Origin of the sequence: Burkholderia sp. E168m23, assembly GCF_016586125.1 — a bacterium.
Classification (GTDB): Bacteria; Pseudomonadota; Gammaproteobacteria; order Burkholderiales; family Burkholderiaceae; genus Burkholderia; species Burkholderia orbicola.
Genome location: NZ_BCPP01000126.1, coordinates 1 through 10650, shown reverse-complemented (window position 1 = coordinate 10650; position 10650 = coordinate 1). Strand labels below are relative to the sequence as shown.

Annotated in this window: 10 protein-coding genes; 4 read left to right on the top strand and 6 right to left on the bottom strand. The window is 67.4% G+C overall.

Annotated elements, in window-relative coordinates; translation table 11 throughout:
• The 3 genes from JMF90_RS09445 to JMF90_RS09435 all read right to left on the bottom strand — a co-directional run.
• A partial coding sequence (locus JMF90_RS09445) for an efflux RND transporter permease subunit (RefSeq protein ID WP_201325065.1) occupies window positions 1-1207 on the bottom strand: 1207 nt, incomplete at its 3' end.
• A 154-nt stretch (window positions 1208-1361) separates the two neighbouring features.
• Window positions 1362-2036, bottom strand: a complete 675-nt coding sequence (locus JMF90_RS09440) for a response regulator transcription factor (protein WP_011547505.1) — start codon at window positions 2034-2036, stop codon at window positions 1362-1364.
• Between the two features lie 21 nt (window positions 2037-2057).
• On the bottom strand, window positions 2058-2981 hold the full coding sequence (locus tag JMF90_RS09435; protein ID WP_011547506.1) for a LysR family transcriptional regulator: 924 nt from the start codon (window positions 2979-2981) through the stop codon (window positions 2058-2060).
• Between the two features lie 314 nt (window positions 2982-3295).
• Between JMF90_RS09435 and JMF90_RS09430 the strand changes: the two genes are divergently transcribed.
• Window positions 3296-3670: a hypothetical protein gene (locus JMF90_RS09430; protein ID WP_011547507.1), complete on the top strand. Its 375-nt coding sequence runs from the start codon at window positions 3296-3298 to the stop codon at window positions 3668-3670.
• Window positions 3671-3780: 110 nt separating this feature from the next.
• Here the strand turns inward: JMF90_RS09430 and JMF90_RS09425 are convergent, their stop codons facing one another.
• Complete coding sequence (locus tag JMF90_RS09425) at window positions 3781-4539, bottom strand: SDR family oxidoreductase (protein WP_011547508.1); 759 nt, start codon at window positions 4537-4539, stop codon at window positions 3781-3783.
• A 312-nt stretch (window positions 4540-4851) separates the two neighbouring features.
• On the opposite strand from JMF90_RS09425, the gene JMF90_RS09420 reads away from it, so the two are divergent.
• The 3 genes from JMF90_RS09420 to JMF90_RS09410 are packed head-to-tail and all read left to right on the top strand — an operon-like array spanning window position 4852 to window position 8315.
• Window positions 4852-6138, top strand: coding sequence for a cytochrome c (locus JMF90_RS09420; protein WP_011547509.1), 1287 nt, complete (start codon window positions 4852-4854; stop codon window positions 6136-6138).
• Between the two features lie 15 nt (window positions 6139-6153).
• A complete protein-coding gene (locus JMF90_RS09415; protein ID WP_011547510.1) occupies window positions 6154-6687 on the top strand; it encodes a sugar dehydrogenase complex small subunit in 534 nt (177 codons plus the stop codon).
• A gap of 26 nt (window positions 6688-6713) precedes the next feature.
• Entirely contained in the window at window positions 6714-8315 is a 1602-nt protein-coding gene (locus JMF90_RS09410) for a GMC family oxidoreductase (RefSeq protein WP_011547511.1), read from the top strand.
• Window positions 8316-8380: 65 nt separating this feature from the next.
• On the opposite strand, the gene JMF90_RS09405 is transcribed toward JMF90_RS09410, so the two are convergent.
• A complete protein-coding gene (locus JMF90_RS09405; RefSeq protein ID WP_011547512.1) occupies window positions 8381-9334 on the bottom strand; it encodes an esterase family protein in 954 nt (317 codons plus the stop codon).
• A gap of 61 nt (window positions 9335-9395) precedes the next feature.
• Window positions 9396-10493 carry an OpgC domain-containing protein gene (locus JMF90_RS09400; RefSeq protein ID WP_011547513.1) on the bottom strand — a complete coding sequence of 366 codons (1098 nt, stop codon included), beginning with the start codon at window positions 10491-10493 and terminating at the stop codon, window positions 9396-9398.
• Between the last annotated feature and the right edge of the window lie 157 nt (window positions 10494-10650).

Genomic DNA, 10650 nt, shown 5'->3' with positions numbered 1-10650 from the left:
CGTCGACCAGAATCCCGACCGCGAGCGCGAGGCCGCCGAGCGTCATCACGTTGAGCGTTTCGCCGGTGGCCGCGAGCAGCGCGATCGCCGAGAGCACGGCCAGCGGGATCGACGCGGCGATGATCAGCGTCGAGCGCCACGAGCCGAGGAACAGCAGGATCATCAGCGAGGTCAGCGCGGCGGCGATGATGCCTTCGCGCGCCACGCCGCTGACGGCGCCGTTCACGAAGGTCGACTGGTCGCCCATCGTGACGAGCTTCAGGCCCGGCGGCAGCGTCTGTTCGACCAGCGGCAGCTTCGCCTTCACGCCGGCGATGATGTCGAGCGTCGATGCCGAGCCGTTCTTCAGGATACTCATCAGCACCGCGCGGTGGCCGTCCACGCGCACGATGTTGCCCTGCGGCGGGTAGCCGTCGCGCACATGGGCGACGTCACGGATATAAATCGTCGTGCCGCCGACCGACTTGATCGGCAGGTCGTTCAACGCGTCGAGCGAGAGCGGGCTGTTGTTGAGCTTGATGTTGTATTCGAAGCGGCCGATCTTCTGCGTGCCGGCCGGGATGATCTGGTTCTGCTGCGCGAGCGCGTGCGCGACGTCCTGCGCCGACAGCCCTTTCGACTGCAGCGCCTGCGGGTCGAGGTCGATCTGCACCTCACGTGTCTTGCCGCCGTACGGCGTCGGAATCGCGACGCCGGGCACCGACAGCAACTGCGGCCGAATGAAGTTGACCGCGTAATCCCCGAGCTTCTGTTCGTCGAGCGTGTTGCTGGTCAGCGCGATCTGCAGCACGGGCACGGTCGACGCGTTGTAGTTGAGGATCTGCGGCGGCGTGGTGCCGGGCGGCATCTGCTTGAGCACGGTCTGCGAGATCGACGTGACCTGCGCGGTCGCCGTGCGGATATCGACGGTCGGCTGGAAGAAGATCTTCACGATGCCGTAGCCGCGGAACGATTGCGACTCGATGTGCTGGACGTCGTTGACCGTCGTGCCGAGCGTGCGCTCGTAGTAGGTGATCACGCGTCCGGACATGTCGTCCGGCTGCAGGCCGGCGTAGTTCCACACGACGCTGATCACCGGAATGCGGATGTCCGGGAAGATGTCGATGGGCGTTCGGACCGCAGCAAGCGGGCCCGCGATCAGGATCAGCAGCGCCAGTACGACGAACGTATAGGGCCGCGTGAGCGCGAGCCGGACAATTTTCAGCATGAGGTGCTGCTCCGTTCAAAAGCGTCGTGAAGAAGAGCCGGATGTGCGCATCTTCGGGAAAACACCGATGCGCAACCGCTGACCGCATTCTGCGGAGCAGCCCCTAACAACGGGTCGCAAAAAAGATGAAACAAGTTTTAAGGTGCGGGCGCACTCAACCGAGCATGTAGCCCGAGCCGCGGATCGTGCGGATCAGCGGCGCCGCGCCGGGCCGGTTCACCTTCTTGCGCAGGCGGCCGATGTGCACGTCGATCAGGTTCGTGCCGGGATCGAAGCGGCAGCCCCACACGGCCTCGAAGATCATCGTGCGCGTGAGCACGCGGCCGGCGTTGCGCATCATGAATTCGAGCACGCGGGACTCGGTCGGCAGCAGCGTGAGTTCGCGCGCGCCCAGCGTGGCGCGTCGCCGCACGAGGTCGAGCGCCAGTTCGCCGGCGCGCAGCACCGTCTCGACGCGCGCGCCGCGCGGCCGCCGGCGAATCAGCACGTCGATGCGTGCGCACATCTCTTCGAGCGAGAACGGCTTGACGAGGTAGTCGTCGCCGCCGGCGCGCAGCCCCTCGATACGCTGGTCGACCCCGGACATCGCACTCATCACGAGGACCGGCGTATCGAGGCCGACGCCGCGCATCGTGGCGAGGATCGTCAGCCCGTCGAGGTCGGGCAGCATGCGATCGAGCGTGACGACGTCGTAGTTCGCGCTCATCGCCCGGGCCATGCCGTCGCGGCCGGTGCGCGCGATGTCGATCTGGTGGCCCGCGGCACGCAGCGTGTGCGCGATGTGATCGGCGATCAGCGGATCGTCTTCGATCGTCAGGATGTGGGCCATGGCGTACGCGATCCGGCGGAATCAGGCCGCGGCAAGCTGCATGGCGGTGCGCTCGGGCGTGCGATAGTGATCGACCACGTAGTCGATGAAACTGCGCACTTTCGTGGACAGATAATTGCGGCTCGGGTAGAGGATCGATACGCGGCGCGGGCCGCCGTTCACGTCGTAGCGTTCGAGAATCGGCACCAGGGTGCCGCTCGCGAGATCGTCGGCCACGAGCGGATGCGGCAATTGCGCGATGCCCATGTGATTGAGTGCCGCGATCCGCACCATCGTGTTGCTGGTCGACGCCAGCGCATTGCCGGTATAGATGCGCGACGAACCGTCGACATCCGAGAACTCCCAGTTGCGCGCGGCGCCGTTCGACACCGTCAGCAGGCAGTGCGTATTCAGTTCGACCGGCTCGACCGGCGTGCCGTGGCGCGCGAGGTAGCCGGGAGAGGCGACGATCACGTCGCGCACGCTCGTCAAGGTGCGCGACACGAAGGTCGAGTTGACCAGGCGGTGATCGTCACAGAAGCACACGTCGTAGCCGCCTTCCACCATGTCGACCTGGATATCGAAGGTCGTCACGTCGAAGCGCACGCGCGGATGCTCGATGCGATACGTGGACAGCAGCGCGCCAAGCCCGGCCGCAACCGAGGTTGCCGACGCGGCGATGCGCAGCGTACCGTGCGGGTCGCGATTGACCTGCGCGAGATTCGATTCGATCTCGTCGAGCTTCTCGATGATCGTGCGGCAGCCGTCGAGATATTCGCGGCCTGTCTCGGTGAGCGACAGGCTGCGCGTGGTCCGGTTCAACAGGCGCATGTTCAGATGGGCCTCGAGCATGCCGACGCTGCGCGTGACCGCGGCGGCCGACATGCCGAGCTGACGTGCGGCGAGGCTGAAGCTCGATAACTCGACCACGCGCGTGAAGACACGCATCGCTTGCAGTTGGTTCATGATCGGCGAGGAATGGAGTTGCCGGAAATGGGGGGCGCGTCCGTCTTCAGCGGCTACGTCGACGCATCGCGCCGCGCCTGCCGGGGCGGGCAGCGAATTCATTATGGAAGGCACGCGGGTGGGGGGCGCTAAAAAAACAGCGCTGGCCGGATGAAATTTCGTTTAGAAAGCAGTGGAGCCCGACAGGCGATGGCGCGGCGCGTTTTCTGAAAATTTTCTAAAAAAAGATTCATGCGCGGATCACAAATCTTCAGGCGGCAGACGAGTACCGAGATCGATAATGGGATCACGTAACCGCGGCAAGGACGACAGAAATGGCACAACCGTTGAGCATCAAGATGATCGAGGAGCGCGGCAAGCTCGTCGTGCTGATGTCGATCGAACGGGGCGCGGCAGTGCTCGATCCGGAAGATGTGGATGCCGTCATCCAGTACTTGAGTTTGCTGCGCGCGTCGATGCGGCCTGCGGTGCCGGAACGTCCGCCGCATGCGCAGCAGTTCGTGACGGAAATGGATCCTTGCTGGTATGCCGAGCGCCATCCGCTGGAGGGCGGCGTGGTGCTGTTGATGCGCCATAGCGGGCTCGGCTGGGCAAGCTTCGCCCTCCCGCCGCGCAGCCTTGAGCGGTTGCACGGTTCGCTGACGCAACTGCTCGATGATGAACGGCAGGCGATCAGCCTGCCTCACTGAAGCTGCCTGCACGCGCCGGCATTCAGCGTCGTCGCAACGGGGCGGTTCGATAGCGGCCCGGGCGTGAACGCTGCCGTCGGGCGTGGGCCGGCCCCGGGCCGCGGCGCGCGCTATCCGCGCCCGACGAACGGCATCGCGGTCGCCATGATCGTCATGGTGAGGATGTTGGTGTCGAGCGGCAGATTCGCCATCTGGACGATTGCGTTCGCGACATGCGCGACGTCCATCCGCGCTTCGGGCGCCAGGCTGCCGTCCGCTTGCGGGACGCCTTGCGTCATCCGTTCCGTGAGCGCGGTGGCCGCGTTGCCGATGTCGATCTGGCCGCACGCGATGTTGTACCGGCGGCCGTCGAGCGCCAGCGACTTCGTGATTCCGGTCACCGCATGCTTGGTCGCCGTGTACGCGATCGTATCGGGGCGCGGCGCGTGCGCCGAGATCGAGCCGTTGTTGATGATTCGGCCGCCCTGCGGCGTCTGCGTTTTCATCAGCCGCCATGCGGCCCGCGCGCACAGAAAGACGCCGGTCAGGTTCGTCGCGACGACGCTGTTCCACACGTCGAGTTCGTATTCGTCGAGGGCAACGACCGGGGCGTTGCGACCGGCGTTGTTGAACAGGACGTCGAGCCGACCGAACCGTTGCGCGATCTGCGCGAACGCGTGGTCGACCGACGCTTCGTCGGTGACGTCGACGGGAAACACCTGCGCGTCGCCGCCGGCGGCGCGGATCGCGTTCTGCGTTTCGCTCAACGACGCCTCCGTGCGTCCGAGCAGCGCGACGGTGAAGCCGGCCCGGGCGAGCGCGATGGCCGCGGCGCGACCGATGCCGGAGCCGGCGCCCGTGACGGCGGCGAATTTCTTCGAGACAGACATGGCTGGATTTCCTGCGGGTTGGGTGTAGGGAGGCAGGCGACGACCGATGGCGTCGCCACTTCGGCAATGTAGTCGAAATGCGCGACGTGCCTGTTCCTGCGGCATTGCATCGCATGACGGACCGCGCGTCGCTCGTCGGATCTTCATCGATTATTGCTCGAACGGCGAAACTGTATCGATTTAGTGTATCGATACAGAAGATGATATAGTGCGGCCACGCGACGCAGCCGGTTGCTCTGTACAAATAGAGGGCCGCATCGCAAGCGCGCGCAGAACCGCTTTTCTCACCGGATTCTTCCAGGAACGATGTCCATGCGTTTGCCCGGCCTTTCCGTGCTTGTCGTGTTTTTCCTCATCGCGACGGACCCCGCGTCGGCGGCCGGGCAGGCGGCCGATCGCATCGCCGCGGGCAAGGCGCTGGCCGTCGCGGCGGACTGTGTCGCGTGCCATACGGTGCAGGGCGGCCAGCCGTTCGCGGGCGGCCTCGCGATGCCGCTGCCGATGGGCGACATCTACTCGACCAACATCACGCCGGACCGGCAAACGGGGATCGGCAACTATTCGGAGCAGGACTTCGCGAACGTGCTGCGCAAGGGGCTGCGGCGCGACGGCGGCAACCTGTACCCGGCGATGCCGTACCCGTCGTACACGAAGTTCAGCGACGACGACATTGCGAACCTGTACGCGTATTTCATGCAGGGCGTCGCGCCGGTGCGTCAGCCGAATCGCGCGCCGGATTTCCCGTGGCCGCTGACCATGCGCTGGCCGCTGAAGATCTGGAATGCGCTGTATCTGCGCGAAGGCGCGTACGTGCCGAAACCCGGGCGGGACGCCGAATGGAATCGCGGCGCCTACCTGGTGCAGGGCGCCGCGCATTGCGGTACCTGCCATACGCCGCGCGGCATCGGGATGCAGGAGCTGGCCTACGACGAAACCGGCGTCGGCTATCTCGCCGGCGCGCCGCTCGCCGGCTGGCAGGCGTTCAACATCACGCACGATCGCGACGCGGGCATCGGCACGTGGACGACCGCGCAGATCGTCCAGTACCTGCGCACCGGCAACGTACCGGGCAAGGCACAGGCTGCCGGCCCGATGGCGGAGGCGGTCGAGCACAGTTTCAGCCGGATGAGCGAACGCGACCTGAACGCGATCGCCGTGTATCTGTCGACCGTGGCCGCCGCGACGGGCGCCGATACCGCGCCGCGTTCGACCCAGGGGCGCCCGACCGACGACTACGTCGCGATACGCGCCGCGGCTGCGGCGGGTGGCCGGACGCCGGCCGGCGCGTCGCTCTACCTCGATCATTGCGCGAGCTGCCACGGGATGACGGGCGCCGGCACGACGGACGGTTTCTTCCCGTCGCTGTTCGCCAACAGCGCGGTCGGCACCGCCACCGTGTCGAACCTGCTGCAGGTCGTCATGCACGGCGCGAGCGTGAACAACGGCACCACGCACTACTTCATGCCGGCGTTCCAGACCGAACTCGACGATGACGAAGTGGTGACGCTGGTGAACTACCTGAGCGAACGATTCGGCAACGGCCGGGCTCGCGTGAGCGCGGCGGAGGTCGCGAAGATCCGCACGGCGCCCGCCCACTGACAGGAGATGCACGCGATGAACGATTTCGATGTGACCGGCGAACCGGATGCGCGGCGTCGCCGTCTCGTGAAGCTGTCGGCCGGTGCGGCGCTTGCCGTCGCGTTGCCGGCCGGCATGCTGATCGCGCGCGCCGCGACCGCACCGCAGGCCGCGCCGCTGCGGGACTTTGCCGGTGTGGCCGCGTACTTGACGCGTCGCTCGGCGCTTCCGTCGCGCTATGTGGAGTCGGTCTACGACGGTCTCGTCGAGCAGGATCGCGAATTCCCCGCGCGGTTGCGCGCGCTTGCCGTCGCGATCGACTCGGGCACGCAGCCGCTCGATACGTTCGTGCGCACGCTCGGTGTCGCCGCCCCGCAATTGCGCGCGGCGGCGCTGGCCATCATCGAGGCCTTCTACACCGGGAGTGTCGGTCACGGCGGGCAGGCGCGCATGGTCGGCTACGAAACCGCGCTGATGTTCGAGCCGACCCGCGACGTCACGGTTATTCCGACCTACATCCGCGCGCGCCCCGAGTACTGGACCGCGCGCCCGGCCGCCGAAGCCGGTTGAGCAGCCTTCGAACAAGGATCGAAATCATGAGCAGTTCCTATGACGCGGACGTCATCGTCATCGGCGCGGGCATCCTGGGCGGCGCCGTCGCGCAGTCGCTGACGCAGCAGCGCAAGTCCGTCATCGTGATCGAGGCGGGGCCGGAGGTGAAGCGGGCCGAGCTCGTCCGCGCGTTCCGCAATTACGGCAACAAGTCGGATTACAACGGCCCGTACCCGGATCTGCCGTGGGCGCCGAAGTCGTCCACCGGCCGCTATTCCGATCGCTACATCGACAGCGTCGGCCCGGTGCTGCAGAAGCCGTCGTTCCTGCGGCTCGTCGGCGGCACGACCTGGCACTGGGGCGGCGCGACGTGGCGCATGCTGCCGAACGATTTCCGGCTGCACAGCCTGTATGGGCAGGGGCGCGACTGGCCGATCGGTTATGACGAGCTCGAGCCGTGGTACCAGCTCGCGGAGGAGCAGATCGGCGTGTCGGGCTCGGACACCGACGACCAGAGCGGGCAAGGCGGGGCGCCGTTCCCGCCGCGCTCGAAGCCGTACCCGATGCGGCAGCAGCCGTGGTCGTACCTGACGCAGCGGGTCGCGGAAAAGGTCGCGACGATCGGCCATCGTTTCGTCGACGAACCCAACGCGCGCGCGACGCGACCCTACGAGGGCCGGCCGACCTGCGCCGGCAACAACAACTGCGCGCCGATCTGCCCGATCGGCGCGCAATTCTCCGGCGATCGCCCGGTGCTGCGCGCCGTCGCGCAGGGTGCGCGGCTGCTGACGAATGCGGTCGTCTACAAGATCGAGCGCGGCGAGGGGCGCAAGATCGCCGCGATCCACTACATGACGCCGGATGGCAAAAGCACGCGCCTGACCGCGCGGACCTTCGTGCTCGCGGCGCACGGTGTCGAGATTCCGAAGCTGCTGCTGATGTCGGACGTTGCGAACACGTCGGGCCAGGTCGGCCGCAACATGATGGGGCACACCGGCCGCGCGATCGCGATGCTCGCGCGCGAACCGGTGTGGGCCGGGCGAGGCCCGACCCAGCAGGGCAGCATCAACACGCGGCGCGACGGCGCGTTTCGTCGCGAACACGGCGCGATCCGGCATTTCCTCGACAACACCGTGCCGAACGAGATCGTCACGCGGCGGCTGATCGCGCAAGGTGTCGTCGGCGACGCGCTCGATGCGCGGATCCGCCACGACGCGGCGCGCTACCTGAAGATCGCGAGCTACGTCGAGATCCTGCCCGACCCGCGTAACCGTGTGACGCTCAGCGATCGCAAGGATGCACTCGGGCTGCCGACGCCGCGTACCGACTATGACGTGTACGACTATTCGTTGCGAGCGGCGTCGCAAGTGCTCGACGATTACCGCGACTTCCAGCAGGTGTTCGGTGCGACCGAGATCGTGAACGACATCCATGCGTGGGTGCCGAGTTCTCACATCATGGGCACGACGATCATGGGCAACGATCCGGCCGATTCGGTCGTCGATCGCGATTGCCGAACGCACGATCACCCGAACCTGTTCATCGCGAGTACGGCCGTGCACCCGAGTTCGTCGGTGGTCAATCCGACGCTGACCGGGTATGCGCTGGCGCTCAGGATGGCGAAGACGATTGGAGCGGAAGTCTGACGCAAGCGGGGCGGCCCGGCAGCGCATACGTGCCGGCCGCCTTGCCGGGCGCGCTCAGGCGCGTTTCACTTCACACACTCCAGCGCATACTTCAACCCCTGCCCGAGCAACCCGCGCCACACGTCCCACGTATGCCCGCCGTCGACGATCCGCAGCTCGGCCGGGTTCTGCGCGCGGCGCAGGTGCGTGTACAGCACGCTCGATTCCGCCTGGATCGTCAGGTCGTCGTCGCCGGCCGCGATGAACATCGGCACGCGCCAGCTGCGCGCGAAATAGCCGCGCAGCAGCGCCGGGTAATTGAGTTCGTGCCACACGCGTGAATCGAACTGCCGGTCGCCGAACACGCCGACGTAGCGCGCGGCGGAATTGAGCGGCGGTTCGTTCGCATAGATCGCGGGGCTCAGCAGCATCGCGCCGCAGAACAGCCCCGGTTCGAGCAGCGAGAAGCGCAGCGCGCCGAAGCCGCCCATCGACACGCCGCCGATCGCGCGGCCCGCGCGCTGGTTCGACACCGCGAAGTGCGCTTCGACTTCCGGCAGCAGGTCGTTGAGAAACGCGCTCTGCATCTTCTCCTTGCGATCGACGTACCAGTCGGTGCCGCCCTGCGGCATCACGATCACGACGGGCGGGATGTCGTGGCGCTCGATCAGCGTGTCGGCGGTGGCCTGCAGCCGGCCCTGCGTGACCCAGTCGTTCGCGTTGCCCGCGTTGCCGTGCAGCAGGTACATCACCGGGTAGCGCGCGCCTTCGGGGTTGTAGCCGGGCGGCAGATAGACCGTGTACGACCAGTCGCGCTTCAGCGACGCCGAGCGGAACGTGCGCAGCACGACGCTGCTGCCCGGATTGACGGACGGCTCCTGCGCGGCGGACGGCGTCGTCGCCGTCTGGACGGCCGGCGGCGCGGGCGATGCCGCCGGCGCGGCAGCCGGCGCCTGTGCCGGCGGCGTGGCATGGGCGGTGGCGATGGCGCCGGCGATCAGGGCGAGGGCGAGGGTGAGCGGAAGGGCGAGTCGGCGCATGGCGAATCGTTTCAGGAGAGGCGCCGGCTATCGTAGCAGCGGCGCGTGACGGCGCGGCGCGTCATGGCCGCGAACGGAACGGCAGCCGCGCGACGAGCGGCCCGTAGAGTTTGGCGACGAGATACAGCAGCCCGATCGCGACGGCGTCGGCGGTCAGGCCGAGCGGCACGTCGAGATAGCCTTCGGTCGCCTGGTAGAGCAGCGAATCGACCGCGAGCGAAATGCCGGTGCCCGCGACGAAGCACAGCAGCCCCTGCCGGCCGATCGTGCCGATCCACGGCATCGCGTGCGCGACCTTCTTCATCCAGCCGAGGTGCACGAGCTTGGCGGCGAGCCACGCGATCGCGAGGAAGTTCACGAGCCGCAGCGCGCCGAGGTTCTGCTTGATCGACGGATCGGTCGGGAACGGTTCGATGCGCAGCCGATAGTACGCGCCGGCCGCGACGATCGCGAGCGACGTGGCCGTCAGCAGCCAGCCCTGCGGCCGGGGCGCGAGCGTCTGGTAGACGGGCTGGCAGCGCGCGATCACGCCGAGCACGAACAGGAACTGCCACGCGAACGGGTTGAAATCCCACGGCGCGCCTTCGACGGTCGGCAAGAAGCGCGCGACGTGCGGCGCCGCGTACCACAGCGATCCGCTGAACGCGAGCATCAGCCACGGCTGCGTGCGGGCGAGCGGCAGCGCGAGCGGGACGAGCAGCGCGAAGAACGCGTACATCGGCAGCACCGACGCGAGGTACGGCTGGCGGCGGAACAGCAGGATGTCGCGCAGCGCGGCGAGCGGCTTGTGCAGCAGCCCGTCGAGGTCGTTGGTCGGCATGTTCGGGCCGTCGATCGCGAACGCGTTCAGCGCGGCGGTGATCAGCAGCATCAGGCCGGCCGTCACGAGGAACGCCCGGTAGATCTCGAACGCCCGCCGGATGAAGCGCTGGCGCGCGGCGGCCTCGTCGTGCCGCTCGGCGAGCGAGTTGTACGCGATGGCGGTCGCGAAGCCGCCGAGGAACACGAACACCTCGGCCGCGTCGCACAGCGCGTACGCGTGCAGCGTGACGCGCGACAGGATGCTGCCGCCGATGTGGTCGACGACGATGACGAGCAGCACGAGGCCGCGGAAGAAATCGAGCTCGGCGTAGCGGCCGGCCCGGGCCGGCGCGGTCATCGGAACGCCTTCCGGCGCGGGCCGCGGGCACGGCCGGCACGCGCCGCGCGGGTGTCGGGGTGAAGCATGACTTCGTGAAGAAATGGCGAACGGATGCGCATTGTGCCACCGATGCGATGCTCATCGGGTTTACGCGGATGGCGGGCCGGCCTGCCGC

Bases quoted from the DNA above. Each gene is read 5' to 3' on its own strand.
- JMF90_RS09440 (WP_011547505.1), bottom strand. From the start codon at position 2,036: ATGGCCCACATCCTGACGATCGAAGACGATCCGCTGATCGCCGATCAC.
- JMF90_RS09435 (WP_011547506.1), bottom strand. From the start codon at position 2,981: ATGAACCAACTGCAAGCGATGCGTGTCTTCACGCGCGTGGTCGAGTTA.
- JMF90_RS09430 (WP_011547507.1), top strand. From the start codon at position 3,296: ATGGCACAACCGTTGAGCATCAAGATGATCGAGGAGCGCGGCAAGCTC.
- JMF90_RS09425 (WP_011547508.1), bottom strand. From the start codon at position 4,539: ATGTCTGTCTCGAAGAAATTCGCCGCCGTCACGGGCGCCGGCTCCGGC.
- JMF90_RS09420 (WP_011547509.1), top strand. From the start codon at position 4,852: ATGCGTTTGCCCGGCCTTTCCGTGCTTGTCGTGTTTTTCCTCATCGCG.
- JMF90_RS09415 (WP_011547510.1), top strand. From the start codon at position 6,154: ATGAACGATTTCGATGTGACCGGCGAACCGGATGCGCGGCGTCGCCGT.
- JMF90_RS09410 (WP_011547511.1), top strand. From the start codon at position 6,714: ATGAGCAGTTCCTATGACGCGGACGTCATCGTCATCGGCGCGGGCATC.
- JMF90_RS09405 (WP_011547512.1), bottom strand. From the start codon at position 9,334: ATGCGCCGACTCGCCCTTCCGCTCACCCTCGCCCTCGCCCTGATCGCC.
- JMF90_RS09400 (WP_011547513.1), bottom strand. From the start codon at position 10,493: ATGACCGCGCCGGCCCGGGCCGGCCGCTACGCCGAGCTCGATTTCTTC.